At 56.0% G+C, this 21,224-nt stretch carries 17 protein-coding genes; 15 read left to right on the top strand and 2 right to left on the bottom strand.

Annotation, left to right across the window (positions count from 1 at the left end; genetic code table 11):
• Positions 1–83: 83 nt before the first annotated feature.
• A complete protein-coding gene (gene alkA / locus L6R44_RS17155) occupies positions 84–956 on the top strand; it encodes a DNA-3-methyladenine glycosylase 2 (protein WP_237424896.1) in 873 nt (290 codons plus the stop codon).
• Here the strand turns inward: alkA and L6R44_RS17150 are convergent.
• The gene (locus L6R44_RS17150; protein ID WP_237424895.1) at positions 921–4,250 is read right to left on the bottom strand and encodes a diguanylate cyclase; all 3,330 of its coding nucleotides are present in this window, start codon (positions 4,248–4,250) and stop codon (positions 921–923) included. The genes alkA and L6R44_RS17150 overlap by 36 nt on opposite strands.
• Before the next feature lie 343 nt (positions 4,251–4,593).
• On the opposite strand from L6R44_RS17150, the gene udk reads away from it, so the two are divergent.
• The 3 genes from udk to asmA all read left to right on the top strand — a co-directional run bounded on the left by udk (position 4,594) and on the right by asmA (position 7,781).
• On the top strand, positions 4,594–5,235 hold the full coding sequence (gene udk, locus L6R44_RS17145; RefSeq protein ID WP_008500855.1) for a uridine kinase: 642 nt from the start codon (positions 4,594–4,596) through the stop codon (positions 5,233–5,235).
• A 91-nt stretch (positions 5,236–5,326) separates the two neighbouring features.
• Entirely contained in the window at positions 5,327–5,908 is a 582-nt protein-coding gene (dcd, locus tag L6R44_RS17140) for a dCTP deaminase (protein ID WP_032641661.1), read from the top strand.
• Between the two features lie 22 nt (positions 5,909–5,930).
• Positions 5,931–7,781, top strand: a complete 1,851-nt coding sequence (gene asmA, locus L6R44_RS17135; RefSeq protein WP_237424894.1) for an outer membrane assembly protein AsmA — start codon at positions 5,931–5,933, stop codon at positions 7,779–7,781.
• Between the two features lie 111 nt (positions 7,782–7,892).
• Here the strand turns inward: asmA and L6R44_RS17130 are convergent, their stop codons facing one another.
• The gene (locus tag L6R44_RS17130) at positions 7,893–9,476 is read right to left on the bottom strand and encodes a TerC family protein (protein ID WP_237424893.1); all 1,584 of its coding nucleotides are present in this window, start codon (positions 9,474–9,476) and stop codon (positions 7,893–7,895) included.
• 692 nt (positions 9,477–10,168) lie between these two features.
• Here L6R44_RS17130 and L6R44_RS17125 point away from each other — a divergent pair.
• From L6R44_RS17125 to fcl, 11 genes are all read left to right on the top strand, one after another.
• Entirely contained in the window at positions 10,169–11,308 is a 1,140-nt protein-coding gene (locus L6R44_RS17125) for a polysaccharide export protein (protein ID WP_032641654.1), read from the top strand.
• 6 nt (positions 11,309–11,314) lie between these two features.
• A complete protein-coding gene (gene wzb / locus L6R44_RS17120; protein WP_237424892.1) occupies positions 11,315–11,758 on the top strand; it encodes a low molecular weight protein-tyrosine-phosphatase Wzb in 444 nt (147 codons plus the stop codon).
• A gap of 2 nt (positions 11,759–11,760) precedes the next feature.
• Complete coding sequence (wzc, locus tag L6R44_RS17115; protein WP_237424891.1) at positions 11,761–13,923, top strand: tyrosine-protein kinase Wzc; 2,163 nt, start codon at positions 11,761–11,763, stop codon at positions 13,921–13,923.
• A 120-nt stretch (positions 13,924–14,043) separates the two neighbouring features.
• The gene (wcaA, locus tag L6R44_RS17110; RefSeq protein ID WP_237424890.1) at positions 14,044–14,886 is read left to right on the top strand and encodes a colanic acid biosynthesis glycosyltransferase WcaA; all 843 of its coding nucleotides are present in this window, start codon (positions 14,044–14,046) and stop codon (positions 14,884–14,886) included.
• Positions 14,886–15,377, top strand: coding sequence for a colanic acid biosynthesis acetyltransferase WcaB (wcaB, locus tag L6R44_RS17105; RefSeq protein ID WP_032641646.1), 492 nt, complete (start codon positions 14,886–14,888; stop codon positions 15,375–15,377). Before wcaA ends, wcaB begins: the two co-directional genes overlap by 1 nt.
• A complete protein-coding gene (gene wcaC / locus L6R44_RS17100) occupies positions 15,374–16,591 on the top strand; it encodes a colanic acid biosynthesis glycosyltransferase WcaC (RefSeq protein ID WP_237424889.1) in 1,218 nt (405 codons plus the stop codon). Before wcaB ends, wcaC begins: the two co-directional genes overlap by 4 nt.
• Positions 16,566–17,786: a colanic acid polymerase WcaD gene (gene wcaD, locus L6R44_RS17095; protein WP_032641641.1), complete on the top strand. Its 1,221-nt coding sequence runs from the start codon at positions 16,566–16,568 to the stop codon at positions 17,784–17,786. The genes wcaC and wcaD overlap by 26 nt, the downstream gene beginning before the upstream one ends.
• 12 nt (positions 17,787–17,798) lie before the next feature.
• The gene (gene wcaE, locus L6R44_RS17090; protein ID WP_032641639.1) at positions 17,799–18,545 is read left to right on the top strand and encodes a colanic acid biosynthesis glycosyltransferase WcaE; all 747 of its coding nucleotides are present in this window, start codon (positions 17,799–17,801) and stop codon (positions 18,543–18,545) included.
• Between the two features lie 15 nt (positions 18,546–18,560).
• On the top strand, positions 18,561–19,109 hold the full coding sequence (wcaF, locus tag L6R44_RS17085) for a colanic acid biosynthesis acetyltransferase WcaF (protein WP_237424888.1): 549 nt from the start codon (positions 18,561–18,563) through the stop codon (positions 19,107–19,109).
• A 24-nt stretch (positions 19,110–19,133) separates the two neighbouring features.
• The gene (gene gmd / locus L6R44_RS17080; protein WP_014884502.1) at positions 19,134–20,255 is read left to right on the top strand and encodes a GDP-mannose 4,6-dehydratase; all 1,122 of its coding nucleotides are present in this window, start codon (positions 19,134–19,136) and stop codon (positions 20,253–20,255) included.
• Between the two features lie 2 nt (positions 20,256–20,257).
• Positions 20,258–21,223 (top strand): GDP-L-fucose synthase, encoded by a 966-nt coding sequence (gene fcl, locus L6R44_RS17075; protein ID WP_013097874.1) that lies wholly within the window; start codon positions 20,258–20,260, stop codon positions 21,221–21,223.
• The last annotated feature ends 1 nt before the right edge of the window (position 21,224 follow it).

The following is a 21,224-nucleotide window of genomic DNA, read 5'->3' as shown; positions in this document are numbered from 1 at the left end:
CTCTCCTGCGACAACAGGAATATGAAAGCAAGGCGCAACAGGCCTTTTGCGTTTATCCTGAGGGGAACAAAAAAGGAGCAACGATGTATACCCTGACCTGGCTTCCCCCTTACGACTGGCAGTGGATGTTTGGCTTTCTTGGCGCGCGTGCGGTGACGGGCATTGAAACCGTCACGCAAGACGACTACGAGCGCAGTTTTGCCTGCGAAGGGCATCAGGGGATCTTCCGCGTGACGCCGGATATCGCCACCCATACGCTGACCGTGACGCTCAGCCCGGGGTTAATCCCGGTTGCGCAGACGTGCCTGGAACGCATAGAACGCCTGTTCGATCTCGCCTGTAACCCGCAGCGCATCGCGGATGCGCTGGGCGATCTCGGCGCGGCGCGGCCAGGCTTACGCCTGCCGGGGGCGATGGATGCGTACGAGCAGGGCGTCCGGGCGATCCTCGGGCAGCTGGTGAGCGTGTCGATGGCGGCGAAGCTGACGTCGCGCGTGGTGGCGCTGTGCGGCGAACCGATCGCGGATTGTCCGGGGTATCGCTGTTTCCCGCCGCCGGAGGCGCTGGCTGCAGCGGACCCGCTGGCGCTGAAGGCGTTGGGCATGCCGTTAAAACGCGCGGAGTCGCTGATTCATCTGGCGCAGTCGGCCGTTGACGGGACGTTTCCGCTGACGCCGCCTGAAAACGTTGAGGCGGGCATGAAGGCGCTCCAGCAGCGTCCGGGAATCGGCCGCTGGACGGCAAACTACCTGGCCCTGCGCGGCTGGCAGGCGAAAGATGTGTTTCTGCCGGACGATTATCTGATTAAGCAACGCTTTGCCGGGATGACCCCCGCGCAAATTCGTCGCTATGCCGAGCGCTGGCAGCCGTGGCGCTCTTACGCGCTGCTGCACATCTGGTATACCGACGGCTGGACGCCGTCAGTTAATGGCGAAATAGCTGGTGTTGAGCAGTAGATCCAGCGGCTGCGGCTCGGCGATGGTGTCGCCATAGATAAAATCGATGCCGATACCGGAGAGCGTATCCATCATGATGGGCTGATTACACGGGCCCGCGATGGTTTTCATCCCCAGACGCTGGGCGTGGCCCTGAACAATGGTCACCATCATCTCATCCATCAGGTTGCCATACACGTTGCTTACCACCTCTGCGTCCAGCATCAGATAGTCGGCCATATTGGCGCTCAGGTGGCTAAAGACGTTCATGTCGCGGCCCACCTGGCTAAAGATGACGCGGCAGCCCGCCTGGCGAAGCTTTTGCAGACCCCGCTGCAGGTTCTGGTCCGTGCTGCACACCACGTCGACAGAGATGACCAGATGCAGGAGCCGGCCCGGCATGGGGCTTTTATCCAGCAGGTCGAGAAGTTCATCAACCAGCGTCACGCTGGCTAAGCCGGCCTCCGAGAGCGGCAGCGCCACCCCCATGCCTTTGCTGGCGACCTGTGCGGCAGAGGCACGGAAAAATTCGCTAAAGATACGCCTGTCGAGGGCGTGCAGAAGCTCAGGCTCCGCCAGGCCCGAGCGGAAGGCGTGCTCTTCCAGCACTTCGCCCTGGCTGGTCCACAGGCGTAACGACAGCAGCCAGAAATTACTGCTCTCCGGGATGCGCGGGGAGGCGACGCTGCGGGCAATCATCATCAGATGATTGTCCTTAATCATGTGCCACTGTTCATCAAGCGACATCATGCTGCGCGTGTGGTGATCCCGCTCCTGCTGGGGCTCGTACACCGTCACCATGCCACGGCCGCTGTTTTTCGAGGCGTAACAGGCAATGTCCGCCTGGGACATCACCTCCGACGCCTGATGGTTATTTTCATCAATCAGCGTGATGCCGGCGCTGGCGCCGATACGGTGCAGACGGCCTTCCCACGTAAAGTGATAGTCATTGATCGTATGGATCAGGCGACCGGCGATATAGCGCGCGCTTTCTATGTTGCAGTCCGGTAGCAGTAACCCGAACTCATCTCCCCCAAGACGCGCCAGCACGTCGCTGGAGCGGAGCATGGTCAACATCAGGGAAGCAAGCTCTCGCAGCAGGGCATCACCCGCCGCATGGCCAGCCGTATCGTTGACGGCTTTGAAGCGATCGAGGTCGATAAAGACCAGGGCATGACGCTGGCGCGTTTCGCGAACGGTCTGCAGGAGCCGTTTGAGATGGCTTTCGAAGCTGACCCGGTTTGCCAGATGGGTCAGGGCATCGTGGGAGGCGCTGTAGCTCAGCTGGCGCAGCATTTTGCGCGACTCGGTCACGTCCTGAATGACGATAACTGAGCCAATATTCTGCCCATCCAGCGTGCTGAGCGGCGTAATGCTGTAATGAATATCGAAATTTCCCCCGGTGCGGCAGTTCAGCACCACGTCCTGATCGATATCGGAACGGGACATATCGCCGCTGTGAATATTCTCCATCAGCGGCCCTTTTTCACCAAAGGTGATGTGCAGCACCTTCAGGATCGGCTGACCAATAGCTTCGGTCTGCAGCCAGCCGCTCATTTTCTCGGCGACCGGGTTCATAAAGGTGACGTTCATGTTGACATCGGTGCACAGCACCGCTTCACCGATGGAGTCCAGGGTGATGTGCAGACGCTCTTTTTCCTGGAAGAGGGCCTCGTTGAGCTGCTTAACCTCGGTCATGTCCATGTTGATGCCGAGCAGGCGTTCGACTTCACCCTGCTTGTTGAGCACGCGGTTCGCCAGGGAGCGAATATGACGCACGCCTTCCTTCACGCGGATGCGGAACTCCAGCTTGAAGGGCAGGCGGGAAATCAGCGAGTCGCGCAGCACCTGCTCAGCGTGGGCGCGATCTTCCGGCAGCATCGTGTCGTGCCAGAGCTGCCAGGTGGGCTTGATGTGCGGCGGGATCTCATAGAGTTCAAACATCCGCTTATCCCAGCTGATAATGTCGGGCTCCAGATCCCACTCCCAGATGCCGATGCCGCCCGCTTCGTTGGCGAGGGTAATGCGCTCCATCAGGCGTTTATTGACCCACTCGGTCTGCTTCAGATCGTTAATGTCTTCAATCTGCGCGATAAAATAGAGCGGCGAGCCGTCGGCATGACGCACGACGGAGACGGCAAGCAGCGCCCACACCACTTCCCCGTTGCGGGTGTAATAGCGTTTCTCGAGGGTATAGGTATTGATCTCGCCGTTGACCAGCTGTTCGAGCTGCTCGAGGTCGGTGTCCAGGTCTTCCGGCCAGGTGAGCTGCTGGAAGGTTAATGACTGGAGCTCCGTCTGGCTGTAACCAAGGAATTTGCATAGCGCCTTGTTAGCCTGAAGCCACTGTCCCTCAATGCTGACCAGCGCCATACCGATGGCGGAATACTCCATCGCGTTACGGAAACGCGCCTCGCTTTCGGTAATGTGTTTGCGTTCGGCGCGGAAGGCGTACATCACCATCGTCATCACGTTCGCGGGAAGCAGGAGCATCAGGAACGGCAGCCACGGCGCGTTCATCATTGGCCCTTCGTGCTGCGTGGTCAGGGCTGAAGGGTTATGGGCAATCATCAGCGAAACGACCATCACGGTGACCAGAAACACGAGGAATGCTTCCACCCGCGGCAGGCGCACGGCGCTCCACATGAGCAGGACGATCACGCAGGTAAAGGGCCACGGCAGCCAGGTAATGGCGGCCCAGCTCAGGGCTAACGTCACGGCCATGGTGGCCAGCGTTTCCACGAGCAATCGCGGATCCCGGTGGCGCAGCAGGTAATGGGGTTTAAACAGCAGCCCCAGCGGCACCAGCGCCAGCGCGCCAATGGATTCAGACAACACCCAGACGATAAAATTACGCAGCGGCTCGGAGCCGGGGACCAGCAAAGAGACCAGAATACCGCCCACCAGCGGCGGCACCAGCGCGCTGCCGATCGCGAGGCGGATCCAGTCGCTCAAATTTTGCAGCGGGTTATACCACGGGAGCAGTTTGCGCAGTAGCACTGCACCAATGATGGCCTCAATAACGTTAACGACGGTGTAGATGGGGTTTATCTCAGCCCAGGAGAACAACATCCACGAGGCCAGAATATTGCCGAACGAGCAGGCCAGGGCAATGCCCGGCCACATTTTTCCTGCATGGCGGTAAAACGCCACCATCATAATGGCGGTGGGGAACCAGAGCGGCGCCAGCAGGGTACCGAAGCGGGTGAGCTCCAGCGAAAATAAGGTAAAGATAAAGGTGACCAGGCCCAGACAGACAAGTCGTATTAAAGGATGTGGGGTGGTAACCAAAACCCGCTGGTATTGTTTATTCATTACCGCTTTATCCAGAGACGCCATGCCGTCAGGGAAGATGTCCGAACGCGTGAATTTAATAATTTGGTTTATGCTAGTACAAACAATTTACAATTCATATGGCGACCGCTCAGAATTTGACATCGCAGACTTATTAAATAGAGACGCCGAGAAAAAAAACGGTGAAATGCTGAAAAAACGTTCATTTAAATTTCACTCAGGGAATAAAACGTCACTTTTCGGCCCGTCTCGCAGAACCTGTGCATTCGACTGGTATCACGCCCGCGAAATCCCTATAATTGCCGCGTTTGACGCTCCGGCGTCGTCCTTCCTTAACATCCAGGTTAATCAGGTCGCTAAATTTATGACTGATAAGTCTCATCAGTGCGTCATTATAGGCATCGCCGGCGCATCGGCTTCAGGTAAAAGTCTAATTGCCAGTACGCTTTATCGCGAACTGCGTGAACAAGTAGGTGATGAGCATATCGGCGTCATTCCCGAAGACAGCTATTACAAAGATCAATCCCATCTGTCGATGGAAGAGCGCGTCAAAACCAACTATGACCATCCCAATGCGATGGATCACAGCCTGCTGTTCCAGCATTTAGAAGCGCTCAAGAGCGGTCAGGCAATTGAGCTGCCCGTTTACAGTTACGTAGAACACACCCGCACCCAGGAAACCATCCGCATCGAGCCGAAAAAGGTCATTATCCTTGAAGGTATCCTGCTGCTGACCGACGCGCGTCTGCGTGAATCCATGAACTTCTCGATTTTCGTCGATACCCCGCTGGATATCTGCCTGATGCGCCGCATCAAGCGTGACGTGAATGAACGCGGCCGTTCGATGGACTCGGTCATGGCGCAATACCAGAAGACGGTTCGTCCGATGTTCCTGCAGTTTATTGAGCCCTCCAAACAATACGCCGATATCATCGTGCCGCGCGGGGGGAAAAACCGCATTGCAATTGATATCTTAAAAGCGAAAATCAGCCAGTTTTTTGAATAAGCCGCGCGAATTGTGTACCGTTCAGAGATAACCTGGTTTTACCCTGAGCGCTTACCGCCTCAGGGTACGATGCATAAAAGGAGAAAGTGCCGTGCGTCTTTGCGATCGCGATATTGAAGCCTGGCTGGATGAAGGCCGTTTGTCTATTACCCCACGTCCACCTGTTGAGCGTATCAATGGCGTGACCGTTGATGTTCGGTTAGGGAATAAGTTCCGCACCTTTAGCGGCCACACCGCGCCGTTCATTGACCTTAGCGGGCCGAAGGACGAGGTCAGCGCCGCGCTCGATCGCGTGATGAGTGACGAAATCATCATTGACGAAGGCGAAGCCTTTTATCTGCATCCGGGTGAACTGGCGCTGGCGGTCACGTTTGAATCCGTCACCCTGCCTGCCGATCTCGTTGGCTGGCTGGACGGCCGTTCTTCGCTGGCGCGACTGGGGCTAATGGTTCACGTGACCGCGCACCGTATCGATCCGGGCTGGTCCGGGCGTATCGTACTGGAATTCTTCAATGCCGGTAAATTGCCGCTGGCGCTGCGTCCGGGCATGATGATCGGGGCGTTAAGCTTTGAACCGCTGTCAGGCCCGGCAGACAGACCTTATAACCGTCGGCAGGACGCAAAGTATCGCGACCAGCAGGGCGCGGTGGCGAGCCGTATTGATAAAGACTGATCGTTAGTCCATTGAGGATGCCATGAGAAGAGTTCTGACAACGCTGATGATTTTGCTGGTGGTGCTGGTGGCTGGCCTTTCGGCGTTGGTACTGCTGGTTAACCCTAATGATTTCCGCGCTTACATGGTGCGGGAGGTCGAGGCACGCAGCGGTTATCAACTGAAGCTTGACGGGCCGCTGCGCTGGCACGTCTGGCCGCAGCTCAGCATTCTCTCTGGCCGCATGTCGCTCACGGCGCCGGGGGCGTCCCAGCCCCTGGTGTCCGCAGACAACATGCGTCTTGATGTCGCGCTGATCCCGCTCATTTCCCATCAGCTGCAGGTTAATCAGGTGATGCTGAAAGGCGCGGTGATTCAGCTCACACCGCAATCCGAGGCCGTGCGTGACGTAAATGCGCCGGTTGCGCCGCGCGAAAATACCCTGCCTGATGAACCGTCCGATACGGGCTGGTCCTTTGATATCGGCAAGCTGAAGGTGGCCGACAGCGTGTTGGTTTTCCAGCATGAGCACCAGGAGCAGGTGACCGTTCGCAACATCAGCCTGCAGATGGAACAGGATGAACACCATCTTGCGTCGGTGGAATTTAGCGGGCGCATGAACCGCGATCAGCGCGATTTGACCCTGTCTCTGAACGCCAGCGTCAACGCCTCAGACTATCCGAATCAGCTTACGGCCGACATCCAGCAGCTCAACTGGCAGTTGACGGGAGCCGATCTTCCCACCCAGGGGATCGCCGGGCAGGGAACGCTGCAGGCCGTATGGCGCGAAGAACAAAAGCAGCTGGAGCTGGATAATCTCAACCTGCAGGCCAATGACAGTAGCCTGAAGGGGCAGGCGAGCGTCACGCTTGAAGAGAAGCCGAAGTGGGTGGTGAACCTGCAGTTTGACAAGCTCAACCTGGAAAACCTGCTGCCGCCTCAGTCAGCCAGCGATACGGACCGCAATGCTGCGCAGACGGGACAAAGCCAGGCGCCGGTCTCTCGTCCGGTTATTTCGTCCAATCTCGACCAGCCTGAGTATAACGGCCTGCGCGGATTCACGGCGGATATCCTGCTGAAAGCCAATAGCCTGCGCTGGCGCGGTATTGATTTTACCGACGTGAGCAGCCAGATGTTTAACCATAACGGTTTGCTGGTGATCTCCGAACTGAGCGGTAAGATGGGCGCAGGGAACCTCTCGCTGCCCGGCACGCTGGATGTCCGTAAAGACGTTGCCAGCGCCGAATTCCAGCCGCGTCTCGACAACGTTGAGATTGGCACCATTCTGAACGCGTTCAACTATCCGATTTCGCTAACGGGGCAGTTGACGCTTGCGGGTGACTTTTCGGGCACGAAAATTGACGCCGATGCTTTTCGCCGCGAGTGGCAGGGGCAGGCGCATCTCGATCTGAAAAATACCCGTATGGAAGGGCTCAACTTCCAGCAGCTGGTGCAGCAGGCGGTGGAGCGCAGCAGCGATGTGAAAGCTCAGGAAAACTACGACAGCGCCACCCGCCTCGACAGCTTCACCACGGATCTGACGCTGGATAACGGGCAGCTCGCACTCGAAGGCATGCAGGGCACCTCTTCACTGTTATCAATCACCGGTGACGGCAAGCTGGATCTGGTGAAAGAGACGGCGGACACGCGCTTTAACGTGCGGGTACTTTCCGGCTGGCAGGGTGAAAGCAAGCTTATCGACTTCCTCAAAGAGACGCCGGTCCCGCTGACCGTCTACGGCAAATGGCAGGCGCTGAATTACAGCCTGCAGGTGGACCAGATCCTGCGTAAGCATCTGCAGGATGAGGCAAAACGTCGGCTTAGCGACTGGGCGGATCGTAATAAAGATTCGCAGAGCGGCAAGGATGTGAAGAAGCTGCTCGACAAGCTTTGATGCCCGTTGTGCCGGGTGCAAGTGCAGCTTGATGCCCTGACCCCGGCCCTCTCCCACGGGGAGAGGGCGCAAACACAAAAAACGGCAACGGGGTTGCCGTTTTGCTTTTACCTACACCTCAAAATCCAGTTCTTCCTCATCCCGTAACGGTATTAACTGCACCTTCTGCACGCGATGGTTTTCAATCTGCAGCGTTTTGAGCAGATAGTCGCCCACCTGAACCTCTTCTCCCGGCTGCGGGATACGCTGCAAATACTCCATCAGCAGGCCGGCAATCGTGTGATAATCCCGCTTTTCATCCAGCGGCAGCGGCACGTACTGCACCAGGTCTTCAAGCGGCATATGGCCGTTAGCCGTCCACGAGCCGTCTGCGTTTTTCTGAATGTCGTGGCGGGCGTCAATTTCATCCACCTCGTTTGGCAAGTTACCGGCGATGGTTTCCATCACGTCGCTGAGCGTAACCAGCCCTTCCACCGAACCAAACTCGTCGACCACAAAGGCAAAATGCGTGCGCGCGTTGCGGAATTGCTCAAGGGCGGAAAGCAGCGGTAGCCCCTCCGGGAAAACCAGCGGCTGGCGTACCAGGGCGCGCAGATTGAGCGCTTCGCCGTGAAGCTGCTGCGAAAGCAGATCAATGACGTGCACCACGCCCAGCAGCTCCTCTTCCTCTTCACCGCCTGTTACCACCACGCGGGTGTGCTGGTTTTTATCCAGCAGGGCGCGGATTTGCGCTTCCGGGGCCGTCAGGTCGATATGCTCAATGTCATGCCGCGACGTCATGATGCTGCTGACCGTCCGTTGATTCAGATTGAGCACCCGCTCGATCATCAGCCGTTCCTGCGGGTCAAAGATTTGCCCGTCCCTGTGATCGGCCAGCATCGACGAGGATTCGGGGTCCAGCTCCGCATCCTCTTTCTTGCCGCTTAGCAGACGCATGACCGTGTCGGCCGTGCGCTGGCGCAGGGTCTGATTGGCGGAAAGGAAGCGGCGGCGGTTAAATATCGCCAGCTGGTTGAGCGCTTCAATCATGACGGAGAACCCGATGGCGGCATACAGGTAGCCTTTCGGAATATGGAAGCCGAAACCGTCGGCGACCAGGCTAAAGCCAATCATCAGCAGGAAGCTCAGACAGAGGATCACGATGGTGGGGTGACTGTTCACGAAGCGGGTCAGCGCCTTGCTGGCCATCACCATCAGCGTGATGGCAATAATGACCGCGGCCATCATCACCGCAAGATGGTCCACCATCCCGACGGCGGTGATCACCGAGTCGAGGGAGAAGACCGCATCCAGCACCACAATTTGCGCCACCACCGGCCAGAATTTCGCCCCGCGGCGCTGGGTCGGGTTCTCGCTGTCTTTGCCTTCCAGCCGCTCATTCAACTCAACGGTGGCTTTAAACAGCAGGAACAGCCCGCCGAAGAGCATGATCAGATCGCGGGCGCTAAAGCTCAGACCGTGAACGGAGAACAGGGGCTGAGTGAGGGTGACCAGCCAGGAGATAGAGGCCAGCAGCAGTAGCCGCATCACCATCGCCAGCAGCAGACCGGTCACGCGCGCGCGGTCGCGCTGGGAAGGGGGCAGTTTTTCAGCGAGGATGGCGATAAAAACCAGATTATCAATCCCGAGCACGAGCTCGATGACGACCAGCGTAACCAGCCCGGCCCAGATTGAGGGATCGGCAATCCATTCCATAGTAATAGCAATACCTTCTGTTATATGACGAATGTCACACTTCGATCATGGATAAAGCTGGGGGAAATTGCAATGCCGGGGTGAGATTTCTCTTAATACGCAGGGTGAAAAAGAGAGCATTCCGATGACGGTGTAAATAAGGCGAATACGTATATTTAATTATGGGAATCGCACTTTAGGATATATCGCAGGTAAGGATTTTTACTCTCTTTTTGTCAATATAAAGAAAATCCTAAAAGGTCAAAAATTTGCCCTTAATATTAATCTTAAAAACGGATATTAGGACAGTTGTCTCCTTGCCTGCTATTAGGTTAGCTGCAACAATTCTCCCAGCATCAAATGTTAAATCTCGGTGTTGCTATTATTGTTCGGTCTTCTGGGATGGTTATTCATTATCCGTCGGGTATTTGCAGCGGCTGATATATTCCCACAAGACCTTACTTGAGAGGGTGTCTATCCATAACACATTGTTTAGTCAGTGGATTGGTAACTGAAAGCCAAGGGCGGTAGCGTGCCTGAAAGCGTGTGAATCAGCATCGATTATTCTGTCAATAGCCAATGGATGAATAAGCTTTTTTTAGGACTGATGCCAGTTAAATTTCTATTTGATTAACTGCATGCTGAAAACCAATACGACCCGAGCTTATTTAAATCGCACAGGATAATTACTCTGCCAAAGTGATAAATAATCAATGATGAAATCCAAAATGAAATTGATGCCATTATTGGTGTCTGTGACCTTGATGAGTGGTTGCACGGTCTTTCCCGGCAGCAATATGTCAACAATGGGTAAGGATGTGATCAAGCAACAGGATGCCGATTTTGATCTCGACAAAATGGTGAATGTTTATCCACTTACGCCACGTCTGGTCGAACAATTACGTCCACGTCCGAATGTTGCCCAGCCGAATATGTCTCTGGACCAGGAAATTGCCTCCTACCAGTACCGCGTGGGGCCGGGAGACGTGATCAACGTGACCGTCTGGGACCACCCGGAACTGACCACGCCAGCGGGCCAGTATCGCAGCTCAAGCGACACCGGTAACTGGGTGCAGTCAGACGGCACCATGTTTTATCCCTATATTGGTAAAGTCCACGTTGCGGGGAAAACGCTTGCCGAGATCCGTAGTGATATTACCGGCCGCTTAGCGCAGTACATCGCCGATCCGCAGGTGGACGTTAATATCGCCGCATTCCGCTCGCAAAAAGCCTATATCTCCGGCCAGGTGAACAAGTCCGGCCAGCAGGCCATCACCAACGTGCCTCTTACCGTGCTGGACGCCATTAACGCCGCGGGCGGGTTAACCGACGGCGCCGACTGGCGCAACGTGGTGCTCACCCACAACGGGAAGGAGCAGCGTATTTCGCTGCAGGCGCTGATGCAAAACGGCGATCTGACCCAGAACCGCCTCCTCTATCCGGGCGATATTCTCTACGTGCCGCGCAATGACGATCTGAAAGTCTTCGTGATGGGCGAAGTGAAGAAACAGAGCACGCTCAAGATGGACTTCAGCGGCATGACGCTGACCGAAGCGCTGGGCAATGCGGAAGGCATCGATCTGACCTCCTCCAACGCCAGCGGCATCTTCGTGATTCGCCCGCTGAAGGATGACGCCAGCAACAAAGGCAAGATTGCCAACATTTACCAGCTCGATATGTCCGACGCGACCTCGCTGGTAATGGCAACGTCGTTCCGCCTCCAGCCATATGACGTAGTGTACGTCACCACCGCGCCGGTTGCCCGCTGGAACCGTCTGATCAACCAGTTGCTGCCAACCATCAGTGGCGTTCGCTACATGACGGATACGGCGCGCGACATTCATACCTGGTAATCCGCGATGTTTAACAAAATTCTGGTGGTATGCGTGGGGAACATTTGCCGTTCCCCTACGGGTGAACGGTTGTTGAAGCACTACCGGCCCGAACTGATCGTTGAGTCGGCAGGGCTGGGCGCGCTGGTCGGTAAAGGTGCCGACGAGCGCGCAACCAGCGTGGCGCGGGATCATCAACTCTCGCTCGACGGCCACGTCGCCCGCCAGGTTACTGGCCGCATGTGCCGGGAGTATGACCTGATCCTGACGATGGAAAAACGGCATATTCACGCGCTGTGCGACATCGCGCCGGAGATGCGCGGCAAGGTGATGCTGTTTGGTCACTGGGACAATGAACGTGAAATCCCCGATCCGTATCGCAAAAGCCAGGAGGCCTTTGAGGCGGTTTACACCTTACTTGACCAGTCTGCCCAGCAGTGGGCGCAGGCACTGAAAGTTCAGCAGGGATAACAATGACAGAAAAAACAAGACCTTCTGCCGCCCCGACTTCGGGCAGTGATGAAATTGATATTGGACGCCTGGTCGGCACGGTTATCGAGGCAAAGTGGTGGGTGCTTGGCATTACCGCCGTTTTTGCCGCGGCGGCTGTCGTCTATACGCTGTTCGCCACCCCTATCTACAGCGCCGACGCGCTGGTGCAGATCGAGCAGAATACCGGCAACTCGCTGGTGCAGGATATTGGTTCCGCGCTGGCGAACAAGCCGCCGGCCTCCGACGCTGAAATTCAGCTTATCCAGTCACGCCTGGTGCTGGGTAAAACGGTTCACGACCTCGGGCTCGATATCTCCGTTACCAAAAATACCTTCCCTGTCTTTGGTGCGGGCTGGGATCGTCTGATGGGGCGAAACAACGACACGGTGAAAGTGACTGACTTCGTGCTGCCGAAAGGGGCTGCCGATCGGACGTTTACCCTGATGGTGCTTGGCCCGAAACAGTATCAGCTGACCAGCGACGCGGGCTTCAGCGCCCGCGGTGAAGTGGGGCAGATGCTGAGCAAAGACGGCGTCAGCATGATGGTCAGCGCGATCAACGCCCAGGAGGGCGGTGAATTCACCGTCACCAAATTCTCCACGCTGGGGATGATCAACAATCTGCAAAACAACCTCACCGTGACCGAAAACGGTAAGGACACCGGCGTGCTGAGCATGACCTTTACCGGTGAAGATAAGGATCAGATCCGCGACATCCTGAACAGCATTACCCGCAACTATCTTGAGCAGAACGTTGAGCGTAAGTCGGCCGAAGCGGCGAAAAGCCTGGCCTTCCTCGCGAAACAGCTCCCGGAAGTGCGCGCTCACCTGGATGATGCCGAGAACAAGCTGAACGCCTACCGTCAGGATAAAGACTCCGTTGACCTGCCGCTGGAGGCGAAATCGGTTCTCGATTCGATGGTCAACATCGATGCTCAGCTCAACGAGCTGACCTTTAAAGAAGCCGAGATTTCCAAGCTCTACACCAAGCGTCACCCGGCCTACCGCACGCTGCTGGAGAAACGCCGTACCCTGGAAGAGGAGAAGGCGAAGCTCAATGACCGCGTGACCGCGATGCCGAAAACGCAGCAGGAGATCGTGCGTCTGACCCGCGACGTGGAGTCCGGACAGCAGGTTTATATGCAGCTGCTGAACAAACAGCAGGAGCTGAAAATCACCGAAGCCAGTACCGTCGGTGACGTGCGCATCGTCGACCCGGCGATTACCCAGCCCGGCGTGCTGAAGCCGAAGAAAGCGCTGATTATTCTCGGCAGCATTATTCTCGGCCTGATGCTCTCCATCGTGGGCGTGCTGCTGCGTTCCCTGTTCAACCGCGGCATCGAAAGCCCGCAGGTGCTGGAAGAGAGCGGTATCAACGTTTATGCCAGCATTCCGCTGTCTGAATGGCAAAAATCCCGCGACAGCGTCAAAACCATTAAGGGCGTTAAGCGCTACAAGCAGAGCCAGCTGCTGGCGGTGGGTAACCCGACCGACCTCGCCATCGAAGCGATCCGCAGCCTGCGTACCAGCCTGCACTTCGCCATGATGCAGGCCAAAAATAACGTCCTGATGTTGACCGGCGTTAGCCCGTCAATCGGTAAAACCTTCGTCTGCGCCAACCTGGCCGCGGTGGTCAGCCAGACCAACAAGCGCGTGCTGCTGATCGACTGCGATATGCGTAAAGGCTATACCCACGAGCTGCTGGGCACCAACAACGTGAACGGCCTGTCGGAAATTCTGCTCGGCAAGGGTGACATCAGCCAGAGCGCGAAACCGACAACGGTGCCGAAATTTGACCTGATCCCACGCGGCCAGGTGCCGCCTAACCCGTCCGAGCTGCTGATGAGCGAACGTTTCACCCAGCTGATCGAGTGGGCGAGCAAAAACTACGACCTGGTGCTGATCGATACGCCGCCAATTCTGGCCGTGACCGACGCTGCCGTCGTGGGCCGCCATGCGGGCACCACGCTGATGGTGGCGCGTTACGCGGTGAACACCCTGAAAGAGGTGGAAACCAGCCTGAGCCGCTTCGAGCAGAACGGGATTGAGGTGAAAGGGGTGATCCTGAACTCCATCTTCCGCCGCGCGACCGGGTACCAGGATTACGGGTATTACGAGTACGAATATAAATCTGACAGTAAATAAAAAACACACCCCACACCCCTCACCCTAACCCTCTCCCCTGAGGGGAGAGGGTACGGTTCGGTGCCACTTTCACCCTCTCCCCTCTGGGGAGAGGGCTGGGGTGAGGGGTAGGAGGAAGATATGACCACACAACGCCCTTTGATTTCTATCTATATGCCGACATGGAATCGTCAGCAGCTGGCGATCCGCGCAATTAAGTCGGTCTTACGTCAGGATTACAATAACTGGGAACTGATCGTCGTGGATGACTGTTCTTCTTCGTATGAACAGCTGCAAAAGTTTGTCACCGATCTCAACGACCCGCGCGTGACGTATACCCATAACCCGATGAACTCCGGCGCCTGTGCGGTGCGCAACCAGGCGATTATGCAGGCCAAAGGGCAGTATCTGACCGGGATCGACGACGACGACGAATGGACGCCGAACCGCCTGTCTATCTTCCTGTCGCATAAAGCGCAGCTGGTCACGCACGCCTTCCTGTATGCCAACGACTATGTCTGCCAGGGCGAGGTCTACTCGCAGCCTGCCAGCCTGCCGCTGTATCCAAAATCACCGTACTCCCGCCGACTGTTCTACAAGCGCAACATTATTGGTAACCAGGTCTTCACCTGGGCGTGGCGCTTCAAAGAGTGCCTGTTCGATACCGAACTCAAGGCCGCGCAGGATTACGACATCTTCCTGCGCATGGTGGTGGAGTACGGCGAGCCGTGGAAAGTGGAAGAGGCCACGCAGATCCTGCACATCAACCACGGGGAGATGCAAATAACCTCCTCGCCGAAGAAGTTCTCCGGGTACTTCCATTTTTACCGCAAGCATAAGGACAAGTTCGACCGTGCCAGCCGGAAGTATCAGCTCTTTACCCTCTATCAGATCCGCAATAAGCGCATGAACTGGCGCACGCTGCTGACGCTGCTGTCCGTGCGTAACGGCAAGCGCCTGGCTGACGGGCTTCGGGGGAAATAATGTTTCTGGAAGATTGCCGCGCAAACAGCTGGAGCCTGCGCCCGTGCTGCATGGTTCTGGCGTACCGCATCGCGCACTTTTGCTCGGTGTGGCGTAAGAAAAACGTGCTGAACAATATCTGGGCGGCACCGGTGCTGGTGCTGTACCGCATCATCACCGAATGCTTTTTTGGCTATGAAATCCAGGCCGCTGCCACCATTGGCCGTCGCTTTACCATCCACCACGGCTATGCGGTGGTGATCAACAAGTTCGTGGTCGCCGGGGATGATTTCACCATTCGCCATGCCGTCACCATTGGCAACCGGGGTCCGGACAGCCTGGCCTGCCCGGTCATCGGCAATAACGTCGAGCTGGGGGCAAACGTGGTGATGATTGGCGACATTACGATTGGCAATAACGTGACGATTGGTGCGGGCAGCGTGGTGCTGGACAGCATTCCGGACAACGCGCTGGTGGTGGGAGAAAAAGCCCGCGTGAAGGTGATTAAATGAATATTCTGCAATTTAACGTACGCCTCGCAGAAGGCGGTGCGGCGGGCGTGGCGCTGGATCTGCACCAGCGCGCGCTGCAAAAAGGGCTTCAGTCTCGTTTTATTTACGGCTACGGCAAGGGCGGCAAGAAAAGCGTCAGCCACGATAACTTTCCGCAGGTGCACAAGCACACGCCGCGCCTGACCTCTATCGCCAACATTGCGCTGTTCCGCCTGTTTAACCGCGACCTGTTTGGCAACCTGAACACGCTTTACCGCACGGTGACCCGCACCTCGGGCCCGGTCGTGCTGCATTTTCACGTGCTGCACAGCTACTGGCTGAACCTGGACGAGGTGGTGGCGTTTTGTCAGAAGGTGCAGGCCCACAGGCCCGACACCCGCTTTGTCTGGACCCTGCACGATCACTGGAGCGTGACCGGACGCTGCGCGTTTACCGACGGCTGCGAAGGCTGGAAGGATAACTGCCGGAAATGCCCGACGTTAAGCAACTATCCGCCGGTGAAGGTGGATCGCGCCCACCAGCTGGTGGCCGGCAAGCGTCAGCTGTTCCGCGACATGCTCTCGCTCGGCTGCACGTTTATCTCCCCGAGCCAGCACGTGGCCGATGCCTTCAACAGCCTGTACGGGGCAGGGCGCTGCCAGATTATCAACAACGGCATCGATGTGGCGACGGAAGCCATTCTGGCGGAGCTGACGCCGGTGGCGGACACCGCGGGCAAGCCGAAGATCGCCATCGTTGCGCATGACCTGCGCTACGACGGGAAAACCAACCAGCAGCTGGTGCGCGACATGATGGCGCTGGGCGACAAGATTGAACTGCATACCTTCGGCAAGTTTTCGCCGTTCGACGGGGCCAACGTGGTAAACCACGGGTTTGAAACCGACAAGCGCAAGCTGATGAGCGCGCTGAACGAAATGGACGCGCTGGTGTTCAGCTCCCGCGTGGATAACTATCCGCTGATCCTCTGCGAAGCGCTCTCCATCGGCGTGCCGGTGATCGCTACCCACAGCGACGCGGCGCGTGAAGTGCTGGAAAAATCCGGCGGGAAAACCTTCGCGGAGCACGAGGTGCTGCCGCTGGTGCAGCGGCCGAAGGCGCAGATCGCCGAGGCTGTTTTTGGCACTGACCTGGAATCGTTCCGCAACCGCAGCCGCAAGGCCTACAGTGGACAACAGATGCTGGAGGAGTATGTCTCGTTCTATCAGAATCTGTAGTTATCTGCTGCTGCCGCTGATCTACCTGCTGGTCAACGTCAAAATTGCCCAGCTCGGCGAAAGCTTCCCGATAACCATCGTCACCTTCTTGCCCGTTCTGCTTCTGCTGTATGTCGATAAAATCAACCTGAAGAAGCTGATGATTGCCCTGGGATTGGGCACGGGACTGACGCTGTTTAACTACATCTTCGGCCAGTCGCTGGATGCCAGTAAATACGTCACCTCGACCATGCTCTTTGTATATATCGTCATTATTATCGGAATGGTCTGGAGTATTCGCTTCAAAACTATTTCCCCGCACAATTATCGGAAAATCCTCAGGTTCTTTTATATTGCCGTAGCGTTAATTGTTATGCTTGCTGCAATGGAAATGGCGCAAATTATTCTCACCGGCGGCAGCAGCCTGATGGAGATAATTTCGAAATATCTCATTTACAGTAACAGCTATGTATTGAACTTCATCAAGTTTGGCGGGAAGCGCACCACGGCCCTCTATTTTGAACCGGCGTTTTTCGCTCTGGCGTTAATCTCAATTTGGCTCAGCATCAAACAGTTTGGTATCAAAACGCCTAAGACCGATGCTATGATTCTTGCAGGAATTGTTCTGTCTGGATCGTTCTCAGGGGTAATGACATTTATCCTGTTTTACCTGCTGGAGTGGGCGTTTCAGTACCTGAACAAAGAAGCGATTAAGAAAAAACTGCCGCTGGCGATTATCTCCCTGACGGTATTTATGGTGGGCGTGGTATTTGCCTTCCCGTACATTTCAGAACGTCTGGGTGATTTGGGAACGGAAGGGTCATCGTCCTATTATCGCATCATCGGGCCACTGGTCATGGTGGGTTATTCATTAACCCATATTGATGGGGTAGTAAGATTCGGCTCACTTTACGAATATGTTGCATCATTCGGAATCTTTAACGGTGCGGATGTCGGTAAAACCATAGACAATGGTCTGTATCTGTTAATTATTTATTTTTCGTGGTTCGCCGTACTGTTGACCCTGTGGTATCTGTTTAAAGTTTTCAAGATGATGATTAACGCGTTTGGTGATAACCAGAACTTTCGCGTGCAGCTTTATCTTTTTACGCCGGTGTCGCTGTTTTTTACCGGGTCAATATTTAGCCCGGAATATGCTTTCTTAATTGTTTGTCCGTTTATTTTGCGCAAAGCGCTTAATATTACGAGTTCATGACGAGGTGGTCTTATGTTTCTTAGCGTCATTACTGTCGCTTTTCGTAATTACGAAGGGGTGGTAAAAACCTGGCGCTCGCTGCGCAACCTGGCGCGCGATCCCAGCCTCACCTTTGAGTGGATTGTCGTCGACGGCGGCTCGAACGATGGAACGGCGGAGTTTCTGGAAAAACTCAACGGTGAGTTCAACTTACGCTACATCAGCGAGAAAGATAAAGGCATCTACGATGCGATGAACAAAGGCATCAGCATGGCCCAGGGCCGTTATGCCATTTTCCTCAACTCCGGCGATATTTTCCATGAAGACGTGGCGCTGTTCGCCCGTCAGCTGGCGCGTCAGAAAGAGGACGCCATGTATATTGGCGATGCGCTTCTCGACTTTGGCGACGGGCATAAGGCGTGCCGCAGCGCGAAGCCGGGCTGGTATATCTACCACAGCCTGCCCGCCAGCCATCAGGCCATTTTCTTTCCGGTAAAGGGTCTGAAAAAACAGCCTTACGATTTGCAGTATAAAGTGTCATCCGATTATGCGCTGGCCGCCAGCCTGTATAAATCCGGCTACCCGTTCCGTCGAATTAAAGGGCTGGTGTCTGAATTTTCAATGGGCGGCGTGTCAACCTCAAATAATCTGGAATTGTGCCAGGATGCGAGAAACGTGCAGCGCAAAATACTACGCGTGCCGGGTTTCTGGGCGGAATTGTCTTATTTATTACGCCTGCGCACTACCGGCAAAACGAAAACCTTATATAACAAAGTCTGAATATAAGGAAGCACAATGCAGGATTTGAACGGTTTCTCCGTGCCGAAAGGCTTTCGGGGCGGGAACGGTATTAAGGTACAGCTGTGGTGGGCCGTTCAGGCAACGTTATTTGCCTGGTCACCACAAATATTGTACCGCTGGCGAGCATTCTTATTGCGCCTGTTTGGCGCAAAAATCGGAAAAAACGTAGTCATTCGGCCTTCGGTAAAAATTACCTACCCCTGGAAATTAACGCTTGGGGATTACGCCTGGGTAGGGGATGACGCGGTGTTATATACCCTGGGCGAGATTACGATTGGCGCAAATTCGGTGGTTTCACAGAAGTGTTATTTGTGCACCGGCAGCCACGATTTTATGAGTCAGCATTTTGATATTACCGCTTCGCCGATTGTGATTGGTGAAAAATGCTGGCTGGCAACGGATGTTTTTGTTGCACCGGGTGTTTCTGTTGGCGATGGCACGGTTATTGGTGCCCGCAGCAGCGTTTTTAAATCGCTACCGGCAAATAAAGTTTGCCGTGGCAACCCCGCAGTGGTGATACGCGAACGCGTTGAAACTGATTAAATTCATAAGTAGAGGAATATAAACATGTCTAAAGTCGCTCTCATCACCGGCGTTACCGGGCAGGATGGTTCTTATCTGGCAGAGTTCCTGCTGGAAAAAGGGTATGAAGTACACGGTATTAAACGTCGTGCATCGTCGTTCAATACCGAACGTGTGGATCATATTTATCAGGATCCTCACGCGGCGAACCCGAAATTCCACCTGCACTACGGCGACCTGACCGATACCTCCAACCTGACCCGTATCCTGCAGGAAGTGCAGCCGGATGAAGTGTACAACCTGGGCGCAATGAGCCACGTCGCGGTCTCCTTCGAGTCTCCGGAATACACCGCTGACGTTGACGCCATGGGTACACTGCGTCTGCTGGAAGCAATCCGCTTCCTCGGCCTTGAGAAGAAAACGCGCTTCTACCAGGCGTCCACCTCCGAGCTGTACGGCCTGGTGCAGGAAATCCCGCAGAAAGAGACCACGCCGTTCTACCCGCGCTCTCCGTATGCTGTCGCAAAACTGTACGCCTACTGGATCACCGTGAACTACCGTGAATCCTACGGCATGTACGCCTGTAACGGCATCCTGTTCAACCACGAATCTCCACGCCGTGGCGAAACCTTCGTGACCCGTAAAATCACCCGCGCTATCGCCAACATCGCGCAGGGCCTGGAGTCCTGCCTGCACCTCGGCAACATGGATTCCCTGCGTGACTGGGGCCATGCCAAAGACTACGTCAAAATGCAGTGGATGATGCTGCAGCAGGAACAGCCGGAAGACTTCGTGATCGCGACCGGCGTGCAGTACTCCGTTCGCCAGTTCGTTGAAATGGCCGCGGCACAGCTGGGCATCAAGCTGCGCTTCGAAGGCACCGGCGTGGAAGAGAAGGGTATCGTGGTTTCCGTAACCGGCCACGACGCGCCGGGCGTGAAGCCAGGCGACGTGATTGTCCAGGTTGACCCGCGCTACTTCCGTCCTGCTGAAGTGGAAACCCTGCTGGGCGACCCAACCAAAGCGCACGAGAAGCTGGGCTGGAAACCTGAAATCACCCTGCAGGAGATGGTTTCCGAGATGGTTGCCAAAGATCTTGAAGCAGCGAAAAAACACTCCCTGCTCAAGTCTCATGGCTACGAGGTTGCCATCGCGCTGGAGTCCTGAGAATGACAAAACAACGTATTTTTGTCGCCGGCCATCGCGGAATGGTGGGTTCCGCGATTGTTCGACAGCTCGAACAGCGCGGTGATGTAGAAGTGGTTGTCCGCACCCGTGACGAGCTGAACCTGCTCGACAGCCGTGCGGTGCAGGACTTCTTCGCGAACGAACGCATTGACCAGGTGTATCTGGCGGCGGCGAAGGTGGGCGGTATTGTCGCCAACAACACCTACCCGGCGGATTTCATCTACGAAAACATGATGATTGAGAGCAACATCATTCACGCGGCGCATCTGCACAACGTGAACAAGCTGCTGTTCCTCGGCTCATCCTGTATTTACCCGAAAATGGCGAAGCAGCCGATCGCCGAAAGCGAACTGCTGCAGGGCACGCTGGAGGCCACCAACGAGCCGTACGCGATTGCCAAAATTGCCGGGATCAAGCTGTGCGAGTCCTACAACCGTCAGTACAACCGCGACTATCGCTCGGTGATGCCGACCAACCTGTACGGACCGCACGACAACTTCCACCCGAGCAACTCGCACGTGATCCCGGCGCTGCTGCGCCGCTTCCACGAGGCGACCGCCGAGAACGCACCGGACGTGGTGGTGTGGGGAAGCGGCACGCCGATGCGCGAATTCCTGCACGTGGACGACATGGCTGCCGCCAGCATTCACGTGATGGAGCTGGATCGCGAAGTGTGGCAGGAGAACACCGAGCCGATGCTGTCGCACATCAACGTCGGTACCGGCGTGGACTGCACCATTCGCGAGCTGGCGCAGACCATCGCGCAGGTGGTGGGCTACAAGGGCCGCGTGGTGTTTGACGCGACGAAACCGGACGGCACGCCGCGCAAGCTGCTGGACGTGACCCGTCTGCATCAGCTGGGCTGGTATCACGAGGTGTCACTGGAGCAGGGGCTGGCCAGCACCTACCAGTGGTTCCTGGAAAACCAGCACCGCTTCCGGGGGTAAC

Source organism: Enterobacter cloacae complex sp. ECC445, from assembly GCF_021892025.1.
Lineage (GTDB): Bacteria > Pseudomonadota > Gammaproteobacteria > Enterobacterales > Enterobacteriaceae > Enterobacter > Enterobacter chengduensis.
This window is presented reverse-complemented; position numbering and strand designations above follow the sequence as displayed.